This is a genomic window from Pseudomonas sp. 910_21 (assembly GCF_052850735.1).
This window is the reverse complement of sequence record NZ_VXCY01000001.1, coordinates 968,173-990,387: the sequence shown is the minus strand read 5'-3', so window position 1 is coordinate 990,387 and position 22,215 is coordinate 968,173. Positions and strand designations below refer to the sequence as shown.

The following is a 22,215-nucleotide window of genomic DNA, read 5'->3' as shown; positions in this document are numbered from 1 at the left end:
TGCATGCGACGTATAGCAGTGATGGGCGCCGCGGGGCGCATGGGCAAGACTTTGGTCGAGGCTGTGCAGCTGCGCTCGCCGCTCTCCGGGCTGACGGCAGCTATCGTTCGTCCTGGCAGTTCGCTGGTGGGTGCGGATGCAGGTGAGCTGGCGTCCCTGGGGCGTCTTGGCGTGTCGATGTCCGATAGCCTGGAGAAGGTTGTCGATGAGTTTGATGTGCTGATTGATTTCACCTTGCCGGAAGTGATGCTCAAGAACCTGGCCTTCTGCCGTAAGGCGGGCAAGGCCATGGTGATTGGTACTACGGGTTTGGGTGCCAAGGAAAAGCAATTGCTGGCCGAGGCGGGCAAGGAGATTCCCATCGTCTTCGCTGCCAACTTCAGTGTTGGGGTGAACCTGTCGCTGAAGTTGCTGGACATGGCGGCTCGGGTGCTGGGTGATGATGCGGACATCGAAATCATCGAGGCTCATCACCGTCACAAGATCGATGCGCCTTCGGGCACAGCCCTGCGCATGGGTGAGGTGATTGCCAGTGCCTTGGGGCGCGATCTGCAACAGGTTGCGGTCTATGGTCGTGAGGGGCATACCGGTGCGCGTGAGCGCGAAACCATCGGTTTCGCCACTGTGCGTGGTGGTGACGTGGTGGGGGATCACACTGTGCTGTTCGCCACTGAGGGCGAGCGCCTGGAAATCACCCACAAGGCCTCCAGTCGCATGACCTTCGCCAAGGGGGCGGTGCGTGCCGCTCTCTGGCTGGATGGTCGTGAGGCAGGTCTTTACGACATGCAGGATGTGCTGGATCTGCGTTGAGATCCATCTGAAGTGGGGTTGAGGTTGTGCCTTGACCCCTGCTTCAAACCGCTAAGCGATGTTCTGTCGCATTCCTCTGCCTTTAAGGCTCATTAGCGGTGGACCGAAAAAGCCTTTTTCTGTAAGCTACAGCTTTAGTGTGTCCACTAAAAGCGCGCAGATAATTCGACGAAGAAGCGGGGTGACGTGTCTATACGTCATTCCGCTTTTTTGCAACCTGCGATCGCCCTTTCAGGCTCTATTTACGGGAGGTCTTCTTGACTAAGCCAGCCATACTCGCCCTTGCTGATGGCAGCATTTTTCGCGGCGAAGCCATTGGAGCCGACGGTCAAACCGTTGGTGAGGTGGTGTTCAACACCGCAATGACCGGCTATCAGGAAATCCTTACCGATCCTTCCTACGCCCAACAGATCGTTACCCTGACCTATCCCCACATCGGCAACACCGGCACCACGCCGGAAGACGCCGAGTCCGACCGCGTCTGGTCGGCTGGCCTGGTCATCCGTGACTTGCCGCTGGTGGCCAGCAACTGGCGTAACACTCTGTCTCTGTCCGATTACCTGAAAGCCAACAACGTCGTGGCGATCGCCGGTATCGACACCCGTCGTCTGACCCGCATCCTACGTGAGAAAGGTGCTCAGAACGGCTGCATCATGGCCGGTGACAACATTTCCGAAGAAGCGGCGATTGCAGCGGCTCGCGGCTTCCCGGGCCTGAAAGGCATGGACCTGGCGAAAGTCGTCAGCACCAAGCAAAGCTACGAATGGCGTTCGACTGTCTGGGATCTGAAGACCGACAGCCATGCCACCATCGAGGCTGCCGACCTGCCTTACCACGTCGTTGCCTACGACTACGGCGTCAAGCTGAACATCCTGCGCATGCTGGTGGAGCGCGGTTGCCGCGTTACCGTGGTGCCTGCCCAGACCCCGGCAAGCGAAGTTCTGGCCCTCAAGCCTGACGGCGTGTTCCTGTCCAACGGCCCGGGTGACCCCGAGCCATGCGACTACGCGATCAAGGCCATCAAGGAAATCCTCGAGACCGAGATTCCGGTATTCGGTATCTGCCTGGGTCACCAACTGCTGGCCCTGGCTTCCGGTGCCAAGACCCTGAAAATGGGTCACGGTCACCACGGCGCCAACCACCCGGTCCAGGACCTGGACACCGGCGTGGTCATGATCACCAGCCAGAACCACGGTTTTGCGGTGGATGAAGCTACGCTGCCGGGCAATGTCCGGGCGATCCACAAGTCGCTGTTCGACGGCACCCTGCAGGGTATCGAGCGTACCGACAAGAGCGCGTTCAGCTTCCAGGGCCACCCTGAAGCCAGCCCGGGCCCGAACGATGTGGCGCCGCTGTTCGACCGCTTCATCAACGAGATGGCCAAGCGACGCTAAGCGTTCGCCTTGAAAGTGTAGCGAGCAGCGCCTGAGGGCGGCCCCGGCGAGTCCGGCGGAATCCCCTCAGGCGCCTCAGAGAATGTTCAAGACGGCTTGCCGACTGACCTGCGGATTTGAGTGACAACCCATGCCAAAACGTACAGACATTAAAAGCATCCTGATTCTTGGCGCTGGCCCGATCGTGATCGGCCAGGCCTGTGAATTCGACTACTCCGGCGCCCAGGCCTGCAAGGCTCTGCGCGAAGAGGGTTACCGGGTCATCCTGGTGAACTCCAACCCGGCCACCATCATGACCGACCCGGCCATGGCCGACGCCACCTACATCGAGCCGATCAAGTGGCAGACTGTTGCCAAGATCATCGAGAAAGAGCGTCCGGACGCGCTGCTGCCAACCATGGGCGGCCAGACTGCTTTGAACTGCGCTCTGGACCTGGAGCGCGAAGGCGTTCTGGAGAAGTTCGGCGTAGAGATGATCGGCGCCAATGCCGACACTATCGACAAGGCTGAAGACCGTTCACGCTTCGATGCGGCCATGAAGTCCATCGGCCTGGCGTGCCCACGTTCCGGTATCGCTCACAGCATGGAAGAGGCCAATGCGGTCCTCGACAAGCTGGGCTTCCCTTGCATCATCCGTCCGTCCTTCACCATGGGCGGCACCGGTGGCGGTATCGCTTACAACCGTGAAGAGTTCGAGGAGATCTGCGCCCGCGGTCTGGACCTGTCGCCGACCAAGGAACTGCTGATCGACGAATCGCTGATCGGCTGGAAAGAGTACGAGATGGAGGTGGTCCGCGATAAGAAGGACAACTGCATCATCGTCTGCTCCATCGAAAACTTCGACCCGATGGGTGTGCACACCGGTGACTCGATCACCGTAGCTCCGGCACAGACCCTGACCGACAAGGAATACCAGATCCTGCGTAACGCCTCCCTGGCGGTACTGCGTGAGATTGGCGTGGAAACCGGCGGTTCCAACGTGCAGTTCGGCATCTGTCCGAACACCGGCCGCATGGTCGTGATCGAGATGAACCCGCGGGTGTCCCGTTCCTCGGCGCTGGCCTCGAAAGCCACTGGTTTCCCGATCGCCAAGGTCGCGGCCAAGCTGGCGGTGGGTTACACCCTGGACGAGCTGTCCAACGACATCACCGGCGGCAAGACTCCAGCCTCCTTCGAGCCGTCAATCGACTACGTCGTGACCAAGCTGCCACGCTTTGCCTTCGAGAAATTCTCCAAGGCTGACGCGCGCCTGACCACCCAGATGAAGTCGGTGGGTGAGGTCATGGCCATCGGCCGGACCTTCCAGGAATCCCTGCAGAAAGCCCTGCGAGGTCTGGAAGTCGGTGTTTGCGGCCTGGATCCGAAACTCGACCTGAGCAACCCGGAAAGCATGAACGTGCTCAAGCGCGAGCTGACCGTGCCGGGCGCCGAGCGTATCTGGTACGTGGCTGACGCCTTCCGTGCCGGCATGACCGTCGAGCAGATCTTCGGCATGAACATGATCGATCCTTGGTTCCTGGTGCAGATCGAAGATCTGATCAAGGAAGAAGAGAAGGTCAAGACCTTGGGGCTGTCGGCTATCGGCCGCGACCTGATGTTCCGCTTGAAGCGCAAAGGCTTCTCCGACCAGCGTCTGGCCAAGCTGCTGGGTGTGACCGAGAAGAACCTGCGTACTCACCGCCATAAGCTGGAAGTGTTCCCGGTCTACAAGCGCGTCGATACTTGCGCCGCCGAGTTCGCTACTGACACCGCTTACCTGTACTCGACTTATGAAGAAGAGTGCGAAGCCGCACCTTCGAGCCGTGACAAGATCATGATCCTGGGCGGCGGTCCAAACCGTATCGGCCAGGGTATCGAGTTCGACTACTGCTGCGTACACGCTGCACTGGCGCTGCGCGACGATGGTTACGAAACCATCATGGTCAACTGCAACCCGGAAACCGTTTCCACCGACTACGACACCTCCGATCGCCTGTACTTCGAGCCAGTAACCCTGGAAGACGTGCTGGAAATCGTCCGCGTCGAGAAGCCAAAGGGCGTGATCGTTCAGTATGGCGGCCAGACTCCGCTGAAGCTGGCTCGTGCCCTGGAAGCGGCCGGTGTGCCGATCATTGGCACCAGTCCTGACGCCATCGACCGTGCCGAAGACCGTGAGCGCTTCCAGCAGATGGTTGAGCGCCTGAACCTGCGTCAGCCGCCAAACGCTACTGTGCGCAGCGAAGACGAAGCGATTCGTGCCGCGACCAAGATCGGTTATCCGCTGGTGGTGCGTCCGTCCTATGTTCTGGGCGGCCGGGCGATGGAAATCGTCTACGAGGAAGAAGAGCTCAAGCGCTACCTGCGTGAAGCGGTGCAAGTGTCCAACGACAGCCCGGTGCTGCTGGACCACTTCCTCAACTGCGCCATCGAGATGGACGTGGATGCGGTCTGCGACGGCACCGATGTGGTGATCGGCGCGATCATGCAGCACATCGAGCAAGCCGGCGTTCACTCCGGTGACTCCGCGTGCTCCCTGCCGCCGTACTCGCTGCCGGCGCACATCCAGGATGAGATGCGTGAGCAGGTCAAGAAAATGGCCCTGGAGTTGGGCGTGGTTGGCTTGATGAACGTACAGTTGGCCCTGCAGGGCAATGAGATCTACGTTATTGAAGTGAACCCGCGTGCTTCCCGCACCGTGCCTTTCGTGTCCAAGTGCATTGGCGTCTCCCTGGCGATGATCGCGGCTCGTGTGATGGCTGGTAAGACCCTGAAAGAGCTGGGCTTCACCAAGGAAATCATCCCGAACTTCTACAGCGTCAAGGAAGCGGTGTTCCCGTTCGCCAAGTTCCCGGGCGTTGACCCGATCCTCGGCCCAGAGATGAAGTCCACCGGTGAAGTCATGGGTGTGGGCGATACCTTCGGTGAGGCGTTCGCCAAGGCCCAGATGGGCGCCAGCGAAGTGCTGCCGACTGGCGGTACCGCATTCATCAGCGTCCGTGACGATGACAAACCTCTGGTTGCAGGCGTTGCCCGTGATCTGATCAACTTGGGTTTTGAAGTGGTCGCTACTGCAGGCACTGCCAAGCTGATCGAAGCGGCCGGCCTGAAAGTGCGTCGTGTGAACAAGGTGACTGAAGGTCGTCCGCATGTGGTCGATATGATCAAGAACGACGAAGTCACCCTGATTATCAACACCACTGAAGGCCGTCAGTCGATCGCTGACTCTTACTCCATTCGTCGTAACGCCTTGCAGCACAAGATCTACTGCACCACCACCATTGCTGCTGGCGAAGCTATCTGCGAAGCGTTGAAGTTCGGTCCAGAAAAAACCGTGCGTCGCTTGCAGGATCTACACGCAGGATTGAAGGCATGAATAAATACCCAATGACCGTCCAGGGCGCTCGCGCCCTGGAAGAAGAGCATGCTCACCTGACCAAGGTCGTGCGTCCGAAGCTCAGCCAGGACATCGGTACGGCCCGCGAGTTGGGTGACTTGAAGGAAAACGCTGAATACCATGCTGCGCGTGAACAGCAAGGCATGGTCGAGGCGCGGATCCGTGATATTGAAGGCCGTCTGCAGAACTCGGTGGTCATCGACGTCACGACCATTCCTCATACTGGCAAAGTAATCTTTGGCACCACGGTCGAGATCGCCAACGTCGAGACCGACGAAAGCGTGACCTACCAGATCGTTGGTGAGGACGAGGCTGATATCAAGCTCGGTAAAATCTCCGTCGGCTCGCCGATTGCCCGCGCCTTGATTGCCAAGGAAGAGGGTGATGTGGTGGCGGTCAAAACGCCTGGCGGCGTTATCGAGTATGAGATTGTCGAAGTCCGTCACATCTGAAAGAAGGCGCCCGCTGCATGCGGGCGCCATGCTTTGGCAACTGACCCAGATGTTGTGGGTCGGCGGCTTGTGGTTATTGCATCTTGGCTTGCTTCCCGCTCTGAGCCAGATTGGCCTCGCCCCCTTGCTCATCGAAGAGATTTCGATGCTGCTCAGTGCGTTGTTGGTGGGCTTTTCGGCGGCGTGCCTGGTTCTGCAGGCGCTGGTACTGATTCAGTCCGAAGGGCTGAGAAGTCTTTGGCGTGATGTTCGAGGGCAACTGCTGTTGATGGCAATGTATGCGTGCGGGATGTATTTCACTGTACGAATTCTGTTGCCGGAAGCTCAACGCTGGCAGTTGTTCAGCTATCTGGTTCTGGGCTTTTCCGGCTTGATACTGGTGCTGCAGCCGGTGCCAGGATGGGGTGGAAGGGTGCGCCAGGCACACCCTTGACCCGAGTCGGCGTCAGTTGAAACGATGGACGTTCGACAATTGCTTGTTTACCTTGGCGTTCTTGCGGTAGATCAGCGCCATCTTGCCGATGACCTGCACCAGATCCGCTTTGCCGGCCTTGCACAGTTCGGCAATGGCTTCCAGGCGCGATTCGCGCTCGAGGATGTTGAGCTTGATCTTGATCAGCTCGTGATCGCTCAAGGCGCGTTCAAGTTCGGCTAGCACACCTTCGGTCAAACCGTTGTCAGCCACAGTCAATACTGGTTTCAGATGGTGGCCAATGGATTTGTACTGTTTCTTCTGCTCTTGAGTGAGCGGCATAATCTGACCCCTGCGTCTGATCTTGTAAAAAGCGGCGGCCAGTTTACCCGAGCGAGTCCGGGACCGCCCAGTTAATCACGACCCGTTTTATTTTGAGGTGGCCCGTGGCCCGTTCCAAAACTAGCCATAACTGGCTGAAAGAGCACTTCAACGACCCATTCGTCAAAATGGCGCAAAAAGATGGGTATCGTTCCCGTGCCAGCTACAAGCTGCTGGAGATCCAGGAAAAGGACCGCCTTATCCGTCCTGGCATGAGTGTTATTGACCTGGGGGCTGCCCCGGGAGGCTGGTCGCAGGTGACCAGTCGTCTGATTGGTGGTCAAGGGCGATTGATCGCCTCGGATATCCTGGAAATGGACAGCATTCCCGATGTGACCTTTATTCAAGGGGACTTCACCGAGGATGCGGTGCTGGCACAGATTCTCGAAGCAGTCGGAAATTCAGAGGTTGACCTTGTGATTTCCGATATGGCCCCCAATATGAGTGGATTAGCGGCCGTGGACATGCCTCGTGCGATGTTCCTGTGCGAATTGGCGCTGGATCTTGCGGGTCGAGTATTACGTCCAGGTGGTGATTTTCTTATCAAGATCTTCCAAGGTGAAGGATTTGATGAGTACCACAAGAGCGTTCGGCAGATGTTCGAGAAGGTGCAGATGCGCAAACCGACATCGTCCCGTGACCGTTCTCGGGAGCAATACCTGCTGGGGCGTGGCTTCCGTGGTCGCAGTGAGTAAGTAAGGATTTTGACTGGGGTGATAGGATTTTCGTATTTCGCCCCGTCAGATTAAACGCATATTGTGTAGTCTAAGTTTCACATAGGGTTACAGACAGCGCCTGCCAGAGCTGTAGGTAATGTAGTAAGTTAGGCCGGTGAATATCATGCGAAGCGCGCGCCAGTAGCGGAGCTTGCTTCAGAGGGTAGTTAATTGAACGACATGGCAAAGAATCTGATCCTTTGGTTGATCATCGCTGCCGTCCTTGTGACGGTGATGAACAACTTCTCCAGCCCTAACGAGCCGCAAACCCTCAACTACTCCGACTTCATCCAGCAAGTTAAGGATGGCAAGGTCGAGCGCGTAGCTGTTGATGGCTACGTTATTACCGGCAAGCGCAACGATGGCGACAGCTTCAAAACCATTCGTCCTGCCATTCAGGACAATGGCCTGATCGGCGATTTGGTGGACAACCATGTCGTGGTCGAAGGCAAGCAGCCTGAGCAGCAAAGTATCTGGACCCAATTGTTGGTGGCCAGCTTCCCGATCCTGGTGATCATTGCAGTCTTCATGTTCTTCATGCGGCAAATGCAAGGTGGCGCAGGTGGCAAGGGTGGGCCGATGAGCTTTGGCAAGAGCAAGGCGCGTCTGCTCTCTGAAGATCAGGTGAAAACCACTCTGGCTGACGTTGCTGGTTGTGACGAGGCCAAAGAGGAAGTTGGCGAGTTGGTGGAATTCCTGCGTGATCCAGGCAAGTTCCAGCGTCTGGGTGGTCGCATTCCTCGCGGCGTGCTGATGGTAGGCCCGCCGGGTACTGGTAAGACCTTGCTGGCCAAGGCCATTGCGGGCGAAGCCAAGGTGCCGTTCTTCACTATTTCCGGTTCCGACTTCGTCGAGATGTTCGTTGGTGTCGGTGCCAGCCGCGTTCGCGACATGTTCGAACAGGCCAAGAAACATGCTCCATGCATCATTTTCATCGATGAGATCGACGCTGTCGGTCGTCACCGTGGCGCCGGCATGGGCGGCGGTCATGATGAGCGTGAGCAGACCCTCAACCAATTGCTGGTTGAGATGGACGGCTTTGAAATGAACGATGGCATCATTGTTATCGCCGCCACTAACCGTCCTGACGTGCTCGACCCAGCGCTGCTGCGTCCCGGTCGTTTCGACCGCCAGGTGGTGGTTGGCCTGCCGGATATTCGCGGTCGCGAGCAGATTCTCAAGGTTCACATGCGCAAAGTGCCGATGGGCGAGGATGTTGCCCCGGCAGTGATCGCGCGTGGTACACCGGGTTTCTCCGGTGCCGACTTGGCAAACCTGGTGAACGAGGCCTCGCTGTTCGCGGCTCGTACCGGTAAGCGTATTGTCGAAATGAAGGAATTTGAACTGGCCAAGGACAAGATCATGATGGGCGCAGAGCGCAAATCCATGGTCATGTCCGAGAAAGAAAAGCAGAACACCGCTTATCACGAAGCCGGCCACGCCATTGTCGGTCGAGTCGTGCCTGAGCATGATCCGGTCTACAAAGTCTCGATCATCCCTCGCGGTCGGGCATTGGGCGTCACCATGTTCCTGCCGGAAGAAGATCGCTACAGCCTGTCCAAGCGAGCCCTGATCAGCCAGATCTGCTCGCTCTATGGTGGCCGTATCGCAGAGGAGATGACGCTGGGCTTTGACGGTGTGACCACCGGTGCATCCAACGACATCATGCGCGCCAGCCAGATTGCTCGGAACATGGTCACCAAGTGGGGGCTCTCCGAAAAACTCGGTCCGCTGATGTATGCGGAAGAAGAGGGCGAAGTATTCCTGGGTCGCAGTGCAGGCAGCCAGCATGCCAGCTTGTCCGCCGAAACAGCGAAACTGATCGACTCTGAAGTGCGCAGTATCATTGACCAGTGCTACGGCACTGCCAAACAGATCCTTACGGACAACCGTGACAAGCTGGACGCCATGGCGGACGCCTTGATGAAGTACGAAACCATCGATGCCGATCAGATTGACGACATCATGGCGGGGCGTACTCCGCGTGAACCTCGTGATTGGGAGGGCGGTTCGGGTACTACTCCTCCAGTAGTGCAAAACGAACGTCCGGAAACACCCATCGGCGGCCCTGCTGCCGACCACTAAGGTTTTAAATGACTTCTGTTCCTTCCTCCACCCGGTTGCCTTGCGGCAACCGGGTTCTTGATTTGGCCCGTGCGCATGTCATGGGCATCTTGAATGTAACCCCCGACTCCTTTTCCGATGGCGGTCGCTTCAGCCAGTTGGATGTCGCTTTGCGACATGCCGAGGCCATGGTTGCCGCCGGTGCTACGCTGATCGATATCGGCGGCGAGTCAACTCGGCCAGGTGCCCGGGCGGTATCGCCGCTGGAGGAGCTGGAGCGCGTTGCCCCTGTCGTCGAGCGAATTCATCGCGAACTGGACGTGGTTATTTCCGTTGATACCTCAACCCCGGCAGTGATGCGCGAAACTGCACGTCTGGGGGCGGGGCTGATTAACGATGTGCGTGCATTGCGCCGTGATGGCGCTCTGGATGCAGCAGCTGCCACAGGCTTGCCGGTGTGTCTGATGCATATGCTCGGGGAGCCGGGCGATATGCAGGACAATCCGCATTACCAGAATGTCACTCAGGAAGTGGGTATCTTTTTGGCCGAGCGAATGGTGGCGTGTGCGGCCGTCGGGATTGGCGCTGAACGGATTGTTCTCGACCCGGGCTTTGGCTTTGCCAAGACCCTGCAGCACAATTTGAGCCTGTTCAAGCATATGGAAGCCCTGCATGCCCTTGGGCGCCCCCTTCTGGTTGGGGTTTCGCGCAAAAGCATGGTTGGCCAAACCTTGAATCGACCTGTGGCTGAGCGATTGCACGGCAGTCTGGCGCTCGCGGCATTGGCGGTGACCAAGGGGGCGAAAATTATCCGCGTTCATGATGTCGCCGAGACAGTGGACGTTGTGCGAATGATTGCGGCAGTGGAATCCGCCGAATAAGAACGATGGAGTACTTATGACTAAGAAATACTTTGGCACCGACGGCATTCGTGGTCGTGTGGGCGAATTCCCGATTACTCCCGATTTCATGCTCAAGCTCGGTTGGGCGGCTGGCATGGCCTTTCGCAGCATGGGTGCCTGCCGCGTGTTGGTAGGCAAGGACACGCGTATCTCTGGGTACATGTTCGAGTCAGCTCTTGAGGCAGGACTGTCCGCGGCCGGTGCGGATGTAATGCTGCTGGGGCCGATGCCGACTCCGGCGATCGCCTATCTGACGCGCACTTTCCATGCGGAGGCCGGGATTGTCATCAGTGCTTCGCACAATCCCCATGATGACAACGGCATCAAGTTCTTCTCGGGTGAGGGCACCAAGCTGCCTGACGAGGTGGAGTTGATGATCGAAGAGTTGCTGGATGCACCGATGACCGTGGTGGAGTCGAGCAAGCTCGGCAAGGTGTCGCGGATCAACGACGCATCAGGGCGCTACATTGAGTTCTGCAAGAGCAGCGTGCCATCGAGCACCAGTTTTGCCGGCTTGAAGGTCGTCCTGGACTGCGCTCATGGTGCCACCTATAAGGTCGCGCCGAGTGTATTCCGCGAGTTGGGCGCACAAGTCACGGTTCTGTCTGCGCAGCCTAATGGCTTGAACATCAACGAGAACTGCGGTTCGACTCATATGTCGCAATTGCAAGCGGCGGTCCTGGCCGAGCACGCGGATCTGGGTATTGCCTTTGATGGCGATGGTGACCGGGTGCTGATGGTCGACCAGACCGGTGCAATTGTTGACGGTGATGAACTGCTGTTCATCATTGCCCGGGATCTGCATGAGCGTGACAAGTTGCAAGGCGGTGTGGTCGGGACGCTTATGAGCAATTTGGGGCTGGAGCTGGCTCTGGCGGATCTGGGCATTCCTTTTGTCCGGGCCAATGTAGGTGATCGTTATGTGATTGCCGAACTGCTGGAGCGTAACTGGTTGGTGGGGGGGGAAAACTCCGGGCACATTGTGTGCTTCCGGCATGCCACGACGGGTGATGCGATCATTGCAGCATTGCAGGTGCTGATGGCGCTCAAGGCGCGTGGTGAAAGCCTGGCCCAGTCACGCCAGGGGCTGCGCAAGTGTCCTCAGGTGCTGGTCAATGTTCGCTTTGCCGGGGGGGATAACCCGGTTGAGCATCCTGCCGTGAAAGAGGCCTGTGAGCGTGTCACTGCTGCGATGGCGGGGCGTGGACGGGTTCTGCTGCGCAAGTCCGGTACCGAGCCTTTGGTGCGTGTTATGGTCGAAGGTGACGATGAAGCACAGGTTCGCGCTTATGCTGATGAGCTGGCAAAACTGGTTGCTGAAGTTTCTGCCTGATTTCGGCTTGCCAGTGTTGTTTTGGTTGGGTAACATCTGCGCCCACTTTGACCGACGAGGTACAGCATGCGTCGCCCTATGGTAGCTGGTAACTGGAAGATGCACGGTACCCGCGCCAGCGTCGCTGAGCTGATCAATGGCCTTCGTCATCTGGCCTTGCCAAGCGGTGTTGATGTCGCGGTTTTCCCGCCTTGCTTGTATATCAATCAAGTGATTGATGGCTTGAAAGGTAAGTCGATTTCGGTCGGCGCGCAGAATTCTGCGGTGGAATCCATGCAAGGTGCGTTGACGGGCGAGATCGCCCCGAGTCAATTGGTGGACGCAGGTTGTTCCCTGGTGCTGGTTGGGCACTCCGAACGCCGCCTGATAATGGGCGAGCGGGACGCGACTCTCAACCGCAAGTTCGCGGCGGCACAGGCTTGTGGTTTGAAGCCGATTCTGTGTGTAGGGGAAACCCTGGAGCAGCGCGAAGCTGGGAAGACTCTAGAGGTTGTCGGGCGTCAGCTGGGCAGCATTATCGAGGAGTTGGGTGTTGGCGCGTTCGCCAATGCTGTTATCGCTTACGAGCCGGTCTGGGCCATTGGTACCGGGCTGACTGCAACGCCGCAACAAGCGCAGGATGTGCACGCAGCCATCCGCGCGCAGTTGGCGGCAGAGAATTCTGAAGTGGCACGAGGAGTGCGGCTTCTATACGGCGGCAGCGTGAAGGCGGCCAATGCGGTCGAACTGTTCGGCATGCCGGATATCGATGGGGGGCTCATTGGTGGAGCTTCCCTGAATGCAGATGAGTTCGGTGCGATCTGTCGCGCCGCGGGAAACTGAAAAAATGCTGGAAACAGTCGTAGTCGTTTTTCATCTGCTGGGTGCCCTGGGCGTAGTTGCTCTGGTTTTGCTGCAGCAGGGTAAAGGTGCGGATGCTGGCGCGTCTTTCGGTGCAGGTGCTTCAAATACTGTGTTCGGAAGCCAAGGTTCCTCTACCTTTCTTAGTAAGTTTACTGCTATACTTGCCGCCGGTTTCTTCATAACCAGCTTGGGGTTAGGTTACTTTGCTAAAGAGAAAGCTCATCAGCTGACTCAAGTAGGTTTGCCAGATCCAGCAGTGCTTGAAGTACCAAAGCAAAAACCGGCTTCTGATGATGTCCCGGTGCTCCAAGAGCAAAAGTCGGCCAATAGTGCGACTGACGTACCTCCAGCTCCAGAGCAGAAGTAAGAAGAGTTTCACGCAGTAACGTAGTCTATGCCGAGGTGGTGGAATTGGTAGACACGCAACCTTGAGGTGGTTGTGCCCATAGGGTGTAGGGGTTCGAGTCCCCTTCTCGGTACCAATTATCAGGAGAGCCCGCTGTTGCGGGCTTTCTTGTAGGTGGAAGGTTACATTGACCCAAAAAGGGATCAGTCGTATACTTCCGCCCCAGCTTTGTCGCGGGGTGGAGCAGTCTGGTAGCTCGTCGGGCTCATAACCCGAAGGTCGTCGGTTCAAATCCGGCCCCCGCAACCAGTTTTAGCGGAGCCCCTTTTCAGGGGCTTTTTGTTAGCTGGACACTTTATAACGCCGCTATTCAACGGCGTTTCCGGGATGGGCGCTTCGCCCATTTTTTATTTGCACAAGCATGCACGAGGGGGTTCAGGTGTCGAGCAAGCTAGAACAGTTGCAGGCCTTGTTGGCCCCGGTGGTCGTGGCCCTTGGCTATGAATGCTGGGGTATTGAGTTTTCGGCTCAGGGTCGCCACTCATTGTTGCGCGTTTATATCGATAAAGAAGGCGGTGTGCTGGTGGACGATTGCGCCATCGTCAGCCGTCAGATCAGCGGTGTTCTCGACGTAGAAGATCCGATCTCCGTTGAGTACACCCTTGAAGTTTCCTCTCCTGGCATGGAACGCCCACTGTTCACTCTTGAGCAGTTCGCCAAGTATGTCGGTGAGCAAGTGAAGATCAAGCTGCGCTCGCCCTTCGAAGGTCGGCGTAATTTTCAGGGCCTTCTCCGCGGGGTGGAGGAACAGGACGTCGTGGTGCAGGTGGATGACCATGAGTTCCTGTTGCCGATCGATATGATCGACAAGGCCAACATTATTCCCAGTTTTGACTGAGACGCGGATCCCGCGGATCCAATGGCTTGCGAAAGGCGAGGCGTACGATGAGCAAAGAAGTACTGCTGGTTGTTGAGTCGGTATCCAATGAAAAGGGTGTACCGGCAAGCGTGATTTTTGAAGCGCTGGAGCTGGCCCTGGCCACTGCTACCAAAAAGCGTTTTGAAGACGAAGTGGACCTGCGTGTGGAAATCAATCGCCACACCGGTTCCTACGAGACTTTCCGTCGCTGGACGGTGGTCGAAGAAGCCGATCTGGATGATCCAGCGGTGGAAACCTGGCCGAGCAAGGCCCACGAGACTCATCCCGAAGCCAAAGTCGGTGATGTGATCGAAGAAAAAATCGAATCCATCGAGTTCGGCCGCATCGCTGCACAGACTGCCAAGCAGGTCATCGTGCAGAAAGTTCGCGAAGCCGAGCGCGCACAGGTGGTTGATGCCTATCGCGAGCGCCTGGGAGAAATCATCTCCGGCACCGTGAAAAAAGTGACACGTGACAACGTGATCGTTGATCTGGGTAACAACGCTGAAGCGTTGTTGGCCCGTGAAGACATCATCTCCCGTGAGACTTTCCGGGTTGGCGTGCGTCTGCGTGCGCTGCTCAAGGAAATCCGCACCGAGAACCGCGGCCCGCAGCTGATCCTGTCGCGTACCGCACCGGAAATGCTGATCGAGCTGTTCCGTATCGAAGTGCCGGAAATTGCCGAAGGCCTGATCGAAGTAATGGCCGCCTCCCGTGATCCGGGTTCGCGCGCCAAGATCGCAGTCCGCTCCAAAGACAAGCGCATCGACCCGCAAGGCGCGTGCATTGGTATGCGCGGTTCGCGCGTCCAGGCCGTCTCCGGCGAGTTGGGTGGCGAGCGTGTGGACATCGTCCTGTGGGACGAGAATCCTGCGCAGTTCGTGATCAACGCCATGTCGCCGGCTGAAGTCGCGGCAATTATCGTTGACGAAGATGCCCATGCCATGGACATCGCCGTTGGCGCAGACAATCTGGCTCAGGCCATCGGTCGCGGTGGTCAGAACGTGCGTCTGGCTAGCCAATTGACTGGCTGGACCCTGAACGTGATGACCGAATCGGACATCCAGGCCAAGCAGCAAGCAGAAACCGGCGACATCCTGCGCAATTTCATCGACGAGCTGGAAGTTGATGAAGAACTGGCACAGGTGCTGGTAGATGAAGGCTTCACCAGCCTGGAAGAGATTGCCTACGTACCGCTGGAAGAAATGCTCAACATCGACGGCTTTGACGAAGACATCGTCAACGAGCTTCGCGCTCGGGCCAAGGATCGCTTGTTGACTAAAGCCATCGCTACTGAGGAAAAGCTGGCAGACGCCCATCCGGCCGAAGACCTGCTCTCGCTTGAGGGTATGGACAAGGATTTGGCGATGGAACTGGCGGTGCGCGGCGTAATTACCCGCGAAGACCTGGCCGAGCAGTCTATTGACGACCTGCTCGACATCGACGGCATTGACGATGATCGTGCCGGCAAGTTGATCATGGCCGCCCGAGCCCACTGGTTCGAGTAATTAGGCGCGGCCTGAGGAGAGAAGTGCATGACGCAAGTCACGGTGAAACAACTGGCCGATGAGGTCAAAACACCGGTAGAGCGCCTGCTGCAGCAGATGCGTGAGGCAGGTCTGCCGCACACCGCCGCCGAGGAACATGTGAGCGACAGTGAGAAGCAGTCGTTGCTGACTCATCTGAAAAGCAGCCACAAGGCGAAAGTGGAAGAACCACGCAAAATTACTTTGCAGCGCAAGACCACCAGCACCCTGCGTGTCGCTGGCAGCAAGAGCATCAGCGTTGAAGTGCGCAAGAAGAAAGTCTTCGTGCAGCGCAGCCCGGAAGAAATCGAAGCCGAGCGTCAACGCGAACTGGAAGAACGTCGCGCAGTAGAAAATGCTGCCCGTCAGAAGGCTGAAGAAGAAGCCAAGCGTCGCGCCGAAGAAGAAGCGCGTCGCCAGCCTGCTCCAGTTGCCGAAACTGCAGTCGCTGACGCGGTTGCAGCCCCGGCTTCTGCGCCAGTTGCCGCCGAGCCTGTGCAAGACGCCCCGGTAGCCGCTCCGGCTCCTGTGGCTGACGTGCGCAAGAAAGACGAGCAGCGCCGTCCGGACAAACCACGTGCAGACGATAACAATCGTCGCGGCAGTGGCGATGGTGAGCGCAAAAACGCTCCGCATCGTGCTTCGGTCAAGGAGAAGGCGCCTGCGCCGCGCGTTGCCCCACGTACCACCGACGAAGAAAGCGATGGCTTCCGTCGTGGTGGTCGCGGCAAGGCCAAGCTGAAGAAACGCAACGCTCACGGTTTCCAGAGCCCAACCGGCCCTGTCGTGCGTGAAGTGAAGATCGGTGAGACCATCACTGTTGGCGATCTCGCCCAGCAGATGTCGGTCAAGGCTGCTGAAATCATCAAGTTCATGTTCAAGCTGGGCACTCCAGCCACCATCAACCAGGTTCTGGATCAGGAAACTGCCCAGCTGGTTGCTGAAGAACTGGGCCACAAAGTGACCCTGGTCAGCGACACCGCCTTGGAAGATTCCCTGGCCGAGTCCCTGAAGTTCGAAGGTGAAGCGGTTGCCCGTGCGCCGGTCGTGACTGTAATGGGCCACGTTGACCACGGTAAGACCTCGCTGCTGGACTACATTCGTCGCGCCAAAGTCGCCGCGGGCGAAGCTGGTGGTATTACACAGCACATCGGTGCCTACCACGTAGAAACCGAGCGTGGCATGGTCACCTTCCTCGACACCCCTGGTCACGCCGCGTTTACCGCCATGCGTGCCCGTGGTGCCAAGGCTACCGACATCGTGATCCTGGTGGTTGCAGCGGACGACGGCGTGATGCCGCAGACCATTGAAGCCGTTCAGCACGCACAGGCAGCCGGCGTACCGCTGGTAGTCGCCGTGAACAAGATCGATAAGCCAGGCGCCGATCTGGACCGTATCCGCAGTGAACTCTCGGTTCACGGCGTGACCTCGGAAGATTGGGGTGGCGATACTCCGTTCGTACCGGTTTCCGCGAAAATGGGTACCGGCGTCGACGACCTGCTGGAAGCCGTCCTGCTGCAGGCTGAAGTACTGGAACTCAAGGCGACTCCTTCGGCCCCAGGTCGTGGTGTCGTGGTGGAATCCCGTCTCGACAAGGGCCGTGGCCCGGTAGCGACCGTGCTGGTTCAAGACGGTACCCTGCGTCAAGGCGACATGGTACTGGTCGGCTCGAACTATGGCCGCGTGCGCGCCATGCTCGATGAGAACGGCAAGCCAATCAAGGAAGCCGGTCCTTCCATCCCGGTCGAGATCCTCGGCCTGGACGGTACTCCGGACGCTGGCGATGAGATGAGCGTAGTGGCCGACGAGAAGAAAGCCCGTGAAGTGGCTCTGTTCCGTCAAGGCAAGTTCCGCGAAGTCAAGCTGGCCCGTGCTCACGCCGGCAAGCTGGAAAACATCTTCGAAAGCATGGGCCAGGAAGAGAAGAAGACGCTGAACATCGTCCTCAAATCCGACGTCCGTGGTTCGTTGGAAGCTCTGCAAGGCGCTCTGAACGGCCTGGGCAACGACGAAGTGCAAGTGCGTGTAGTGGGCGGCGGCGTCGGTGGTATCACCGAGAGCGACGCCAACCTGGCACTGGCCTCCAACGCTGTACTGTTCGGCTTCAATGTGCGTGCTGATGCCGGCGCACGGAAGATCGTCGAGCAGGAAGGTCTGGATATGCGTTACTACAACGTGATCTACGACATCATCGAAGACGTCAAGAAAGCCCTGACCGGTATGTTGGGCAGCGACGTTCGGGAGAACATCCTGGGTGTTGCCGAAGTTCGCGACGTGTTCCGCTCGCCGAAGTTTGGCGCGATTGCCGGTTGCATGGTCATCGAAGGTGTCGTGCACCGTAACCGTCCAATCCGTGTACTGCGTGAAGACATCGTTATCTTCGAAGGCGAGCTGGAATCCCTGCGCCGCTTCAAGGATGACGCTTCCGAAGTACGTGCCGGCATGGAATGCGGTATCGGCGTGAAGAGCTACAACGACGTCAAAGTCGGTGACAAGATCGAAGTCTTCGAGAAGGTCCAGGTTGCTCGCAGCCTCTAACTCGCGCACTTCAAGAGCCCTGGTGGCCCGTAGCATGTCCATGCACGGCATCGCCAGCGGCCTCTAAACGCAACGCCCGGTCTGGCTCCTGCCAGGCCGGGCGTTTGCCGCTTTCAGACCACACGGCTTTCGCCGTGAGGCAGTAACAGGTAACAAGACATGGCAAAAGAATACAGCCGTACCCAACGTATCGGTGATCAGATGCAGCGCGAACTGGCGCAGCTGATCCGTCGCGAAGTCAAAGATCCACGCGTCGGCCTGGTGACTATCACCGCCGTGGAAGTCAGCCGCGATGTCGGTCATGCGAAGATATTCATCACCGTGATGGGCCAGGAAAACGCCGAAGAGATCGCCCAGAGCATCAAGGTGCTGAACTCGGCGGCAGGTTTCCTGCGCATGCAACTGGCCAAGGAAATGAAGCTGCGCAGCGTGCCGCAACTGCACTTCCATTACGACGAAAGCGTGGCCCGCGGGGCGCACCTGTCGGCCCTGATCGAGCGTGCCGTGGCTGAAGACAGCCAGCATGGCGACGCGCCTGCCCCTGAAGACGCCAAGGAGTAAGCGGTGGCTCAGGTCAAGCGTATCCGTCGTAACGTCAGCGGCATCATCCTTCTGGACAAGCCGCTGGGCTTCACCTCTAACGCGGCCCTACAGAAGGTCCGCTGGTTGCTCAATGCCGAGAAGGCCGGTCACACCGGCAGTCTCGATCCGTTGGCCACTGGCGTCCTGCCGCTGTGCTTCGGCGAGGCCACCAAGTTTTCGCAATACCTGCTCGACTCCGACAAGGGTTACGAAACCCTGGCGCAGTTGGGCAAGACCACCACCACTGCGGACGCTGAAGGCGAAGTTTTGCAGACCCGCGAAGTGACCGTTGGTCGTGCCGATATCGAAGCGGTATTGCCGGAATTTCGTGGCGAAATCAAACAGATACCGCCGATGTACTCCGCCCTCAAGCGTGATGGCCAGCCACTCTACAAACTGGCTCGTGCAGGGGAAGTGGTGGAGCGCGAACCGCGTTCTGTTACTATTGCGCGCTTGGAATTACTCGCCTGCGAAGGCGACACTGCCCGCCTGGCGGTGGACTGCAGCAAAGGCACCTATATCCGTACCCTGGTGGAAGATATCGGTGAAAAACTCGGCTGTGGTGCTTACGTTGCAGAACTGCGGCGGACCCAGGCCGGACCTTTCAGCCTGGCCCAGACGGTCACTCTGGAAGAGCTGGAAGCAGTGCACGCCGAAGGCGGCAACGAAGCGGTTGACCGCTTCCTGATGCCATCGGACAGCGGCTTGCTGGATTGGCCGCTGCTGCAGTTCTCGGAGCACAGCGCGTTCTACTGGCTCAATGGCCAGCCGGTACGTGCCCCGGATGCACCGAAGTTCGGCATGGTGCGGGTACAGGATCACAACGGTCGCTTCATCGGTATCGGTGAAGTGAGCGAAGACGGGCGCATCGCGCCGCGTCGACTGATTCGGTCAGAATGACCGGACGAGGGTGGCTGTTAACAGGCACGGTCACTACTCATTTATAGATACAGGGATTTGTCCCTGGCCTGTTGAAACTGTTCTTGAACAGTTTCCTGATATAAGGATTGCCCACATGGCACTCAGCGTTGAAGAAAAAGCTCAGATCGTAACCGACTACCAGCAAGCTGTTGGTGACACTGGTTCGCCAGAAGTGCAAGTTGCACTGCTGACCGCCAACATCAACAAACTGCAAGGTCACTTCAAAGCCAACGGTAAAGACCACCACTCCCGTCGTGGCCTGATCCGCATGGTAAACCAGCGTCGTAAGCTGCTGGACTACCTGAAAGGCAAAGACCTGAGCCGTTACAGCACCCTGATCGGTCGTCTGGGTCTGCGTCGCTAATCAGCGATTGCGCTATGAGGTTGGTTGTTTGCCATGCGTCAGCGGTTTTTCCGCCGGCGTATGGCAGGCTTCCAGCCTCAAGTTTTATCTGCTGCACTGTTTTACCTGGACAATAAAGGCTGGGCCGATTCCCCGCATTGCCCAAGAATTTCGCAAGAAGCAAGTTTCCCCAAGAGCCACAAAGAAGGTAGGACACCGTGAACCCGGTAATCAAAAAATTCCAGTTCGGTCAGTCGACCGTAACCCTCGAGACTGGCCGTATCGCCCGTCAAGCCTCCGGCGCAGTATTGGTCACCGTTGACGACGACGTCAGCGTATTGGTGACCGTGGTTGGCGCCAAGCAAGCGGATCCAGGCAAGGGCTTCTTCCCTCTGTCTGTGCACTACCAGGAAAAGACTTACGCTGCCGGTAAGATCCCTGGCGGTTTCTTCAAGCGCGAAGGCCGTCCTTCCGAGAAAGAAACCCTGACCTCGCGTCTGATCGACCGTCCGATCCGCCCTCTGTTCCCAGAAGGCTTCATGAACGAAGTGCAGGTTGTCTGCACCGTGGTTTCCACCAGCAAGAAGACCGATCCGGACATCGCTGCGATGATCGGTACCTCGGCTGCCCTGGCCATTTCCGGCATTCCTTTCGACGGCCCGATCGGCGCCGCTCGTGTGGCTTTCCACGAAAGCACCGGCTACCTGCTGAACCCGACCTACGAGCAGCTTCAGGCATCCAGTCTGGACATGGTCGTGGCCGGTACCGAAGAAGCCGTCCTGATGGTTGAATCGGAAGCCAAAGAGCTGACCGAAGACCAAATGCTGGGCGCTGTACTGTTCGCCCACGATGAATTCCAGTCGGTGATCAAGGCTGTCAAAGAGCTGGCTGCCGAAGCTGCCAAACCTACCTGGGACTGGGCTGCTGCTCCAGAAGCCACCGAACTGCTGGGTGCTATCCGTGCCGAGTTCGGCGAAGCCATCTCCCAGGCTTACACCATCACCGTCAAGGCTGACCGTTACGCTCGCCTGGGCGAGCTGAAAGACCAGGTGGTCGCCAAGCTCTCCGGTGAAGAAGGCCAGCCTTCCGCTGCCGACGTTAAAGCCGCTTTCGGCGAGATCGAATACCGCACCGTTCGCGAAAACATCGTCAACGGCAAGCCACGTATCGACGGCCGCGACACCCGCACCGTACGTCCGCTGAACATCGAAGTCGGCGTACTGCCCAAGACTCACGGTTCGGCCCTGTTCACCCGCGGCGAAACTCAGGCCCTGGTGGTTGCGACCCTGGGTACTGCCCGTGACGCACAGCTGCTGGACACCCTGGAAGGCGAGAAGAAAGACCCCTTCATGCTGCACTACAACTTCCCTCCGTTCTCGGTGGGCGAGTGTGGTCGCATGGGCGGCGCTGGTCGTCGTGAAATCGGTCACGGCCGTCTGGCTCGTCGTTCGGTCCAGGCCATGCTGCCAGCCGCTGACGTGTTCCCTTACACCATCCGCGTAGTATCGGAAATCACCGAATCCAACGGTTCCAGCTCCATGGCCTCCGTTTGCGGTGCTTCCCTGGCGCTGATGGACGCTGGTGTACCGATGAAGGCACCGGTTGCCGGTATCGCCATGGGCCTGGTTAAAGAAGGCGAGAAGTTCGCCGTCCTGACCGACATCCTGGGTGACGAAGACCACCTGGGCGACATGGACTTCAAGGTAGCCGGTACCGCCAAAGGCGTCACCGCGCTGCAGATGGACATCAAGATCAAGGGCATCACCGAAGAAATCATGGAGATCGCCCTGGGCCAAGCCCTGGAAGCTCGCCTGAACATCCTCGGTCAGATGAACCAGATCATCGGGCAGTCCCGTACCGAACTGTCGGCCAACGCACCGACCATGATCGCGATGAAGATCGACACCGACAAAATCCGTGATGTCATCGGTAAAGGCGGCGCCACCATTCGTGCGATCTGTGAAGAAACCAAGGCTTCGATCGATATCGAAGACGACGGTTCGATCAAGATCTTCGGCGAAACCAAGGAAGCTGCAGAGGCCGCGCGTCAGCGCGTTCTGGGCATCACCGCGGAAGCCGAGATCGGCAAGATCTACGTCGGCAAGGTTGAGCGCATCGTCGACTTCGGCGCCTTCGTCAACATCCTGCCGGGCAAGGACGGTCTGGTGCACATCTCCATGCTGAGCGACGCTCGCGTTGAGAAAGTCACCGACATTCTGAAAGAAGGTCAGGAAGTGGAAGTGCTGGTACTGGACGTGGACAACCGCGGCCGTATCAAGCTGTCCATCAAAGACGTGGCAGCAGCCAAGGCTTCGGGCGTTTAATCACCCTTTAGCCTTACGCTGAACAAGCAAGCGCCC

General features: G+C 58.2%; 19 protein-coding genes and 2 tRNA genes. 20 read left to right on the top strand and 1 reads right to left on the bottom strand.

What is annotated here, in order from left to right; translation table 11 throughout:
* Positions 1-3: 3 nt before the first annotated feature.
* The 5 genes from dapB (at position 4) to FW796_RS04540 (ending at position 6,462) form a co-directional block, all read left to right on the top strand.
* Positions 4-810, top strand: a complete 807-nt coding sequence (dapB, locus tag FW796_RS04560; RefSeq protein WP_015634113.1) for a 4-hydroxy-tetrahydrodipicolinate reductase — start codon at positions 4-6, stop codon at positions 808-810.
* Between the two features lie 257 nt (positions 811-1,067).
* Positions 1,068-2,204 (top strand): glutamine-hydrolyzing carbamoyl-phosphate synthase small subunit, encoded by a 1,137-nt coding sequence (carA, locus tag FW796_RS04555; protein WP_446439063.1) that lies wholly within the window; start codon positions 1,068-1,070, stop codon positions 2,202-2,204.
* A gap of 130 nt (positions 2,205-2,334) precedes the next feature.
* Positions 2,335-5,556 (top strand): carbamoyl-phosphate synthase large subunit, encoded by a 3,222-nt coding sequence (gene carB / locus FW796_RS04550; RefSeq protein WP_123727413.1) that lies wholly within the window; start codon positions 2,335-2,337, stop codon positions 5,554-5,556.
* The gene (greA, locus tag FW796_RS04545; protein WP_011059193.1) at positions 5,553-6,029 is read left to right on the top strand and encodes a transcription elongation factor GreA; all 477 of its coding nucleotides are present in this window, start codon (positions 5,553-5,555) and stop codon (positions 6,027-6,029) included. The genes carB and greA overlap by 4 nt, the downstream gene beginning before the upstream one ends.
* Before the next feature lie 28 nt (positions 6,030-6,057).
* Entirely contained in the window at positions 6,058-6,462 is a 405-nt protein-coding gene (locus FW796_RS04540; RefSeq protein WP_346633741.1) for an MFS transporter, read from the top strand.
* A gap of 12 nt (positions 6,463-6,474) precedes the next feature.
* Here FW796_RS04540 and FW796_RS04535 read toward each other — a convergent pair whose 3' ends face one another.
* Positions 6,475-6,783, bottom strand: a complete 309-nt coding sequence (locus tag FW796_RS04535; RefSeq protein WP_102861082.1) for a YhbY family RNA-binding protein — start codon at positions 6,781-6,783, stop codon at positions 6,475-6,477.
* A 104-nt stretch (positions 6,784-6,887) separates the two neighbouring features.
* Here FW796_RS04535 and rlmE point away from each other — a divergent pair, with 104 nt between their 5' ends.
* The 15 genes from rlmE (at position 6,888) to pnp (ending at position 22,179) form a co-directional block, all read left to right on the top strand.
* Entirely contained in the window at positions 6,888-7,517 is a 630-nt protein-coding gene (gene rlmE / locus FW796_RS04530) for a 23S rRNA (uridine(2552)-2'-O)-methyltransferase RlmE (RefSeq protein WP_047283886.1), read from the top strand.
* A 201-nt stretch (positions 7,518-7,718) separates the two neighbouring features.
* Positions 7,719-9,623: an ATP-dependent zinc metalloprotease FtsH gene (ftsH, locus tag FW796_RS04525; protein ID WP_060837486.1), complete on the top strand. Its 1,905-nt coding sequence runs from the start codon at positions 7,719-7,721 to the stop codon at positions 9,621-9,623.
* Positions 9,624-9,631: 8 nt separating this feature from the next.
* Entirely contained in the window at positions 9,632-10,483 is an 852-nt protein-coding gene (gene folP / locus FW796_RS04520; protein WP_446439062.1) for a dihydropteroate synthase, read from the top strand.
* Positions 10,484-10,499: 16 nt separating this feature from the next.
* The gene (glmM, locus tag FW796_RS04515; protein ID WP_199010586.1) at positions 10,500-11,837 is read left to right on the top strand and encodes a phosphoglucosamine mutase; all 1,338 of its coding nucleotides are present in this window, start codon (positions 10,500-10,502) and stop codon (positions 11,835-11,837) included.
* 66 nt (positions 11,838-11,903) lie between these two features.
* Positions 11,904-12,659, top strand: coding sequence for a triose-phosphate isomerase (gene tpiA / locus FW796_RS04510; RefSeq protein ID WP_025131413.1), 756 nt, complete (start codon positions 11,904-11,906; stop codon positions 12,657-12,659).
* A gap of 4 nt (positions 12,660-12,663) precedes the next feature.
* The gene (secG, locus tag FW796_RS04505) at positions 12,664-13,047 is read left to right on the top strand and encodes a preprotein translocase subunit SecG (RefSeq protein ID WP_015634120.1); all 384 of its coding nucleotides are present in this window, start codon (positions 12,664-12,666) and stop codon (positions 13,045-13,047) included.
* A 29-nt stretch (positions 13,048-13,076) separates the two neighbouring features.
* Positions 13,077-13,162, top strand: a tRNA-Leu gene (locus tag FW796_RS04500).
* A gap of 96 nt (positions 13,163-13,258) precedes the next feature.
* Positions 13,259-13,335 (top strand) — tRNA-Met (locus FW796_RS04495).
* 130 nt (positions 13,336-13,465) lie between these two features.
* Positions 13,466-13,924 (top strand): ribosome maturation factor RimP, encoded by a 459-nt coding sequence (rimP, locus tag FW796_RS04490; protein WP_041120545.1) that lies wholly within the window; start codon positions 13,466-13,468, stop codon positions 13,922-13,924.
* Positions 13,925-13,971: 47 nt separating this feature from the next.
* Positions 13,972-15,453 carry a transcription termination factor NusA gene (gene nusA, locus FW796_RS04485; protein ID WP_346633670.1) on the top strand — a complete coding sequence of 494 codons (1,482 nt, stop codon included), beginning with the start codon at positions 13,972-13,974 and terminating at the stop codon, positions 15,451-15,453.
* Positions 15,454-15,480: 27 nt separating this feature from the next.
* Entirely contained in the window at positions 15,481-18,009 is a 2,529-nt protein-coding gene (gene infB, locus FW796_RS04480; RefSeq protein WP_346633669.1) for a translation initiation factor IF-2, read from the top strand.
* Positions 18,010-18,168: 159 nt separating this feature from the next.
* Complete coding sequence (gene rbfA, locus FW796_RS04475; protein WP_016967778.1) at positions 18,169-18,570, top strand: 30S ribosome-binding factor RbfA; 402 nt, start codon at positions 18,169-18,171, stop codon at positions 18,568-18,570.
* Between the two features lie 3 nt (positions 18,571-18,573).
* The gene (gene truB, locus FW796_RS04470; protein WP_058438936.1) at positions 18,574-19,491 is read left to right on the top strand and encodes a tRNA pseudouridine(55) synthase TruB; all 918 of its coding nucleotides are present in this window, start codon (positions 18,574-18,576) and stop codon (positions 19,489-19,491) included.
* Positions 19,492-19,606: 115 nt separating this feature from the next.
* Positions 19,607-19,876, top strand: coding sequence for a 30S ribosomal protein S15 (rpsO, locus tag FW796_RS04465; protein WP_011059205.1), 270 nt, complete (start codon positions 19,607-19,609; stop codon positions 19,874-19,876).
* 197 nt (positions 19,877-20,073) lie between these two features.
* Positions 20,074-22,179 carry a polyribonucleotide nucleotidyltransferase gene (gene pnp, locus FW796_RS04460; protein WP_346633668.1) on the top strand — a complete coding sequence of 702 codons (2,106 nt, stop codon included), beginning with the start codon at positions 20,074-20,076 and terminating at the stop codon, positions 22,177-22,179.
* The last annotated feature ends 36 nt before the right edge of the window (positions 22,180-22,215 follow it).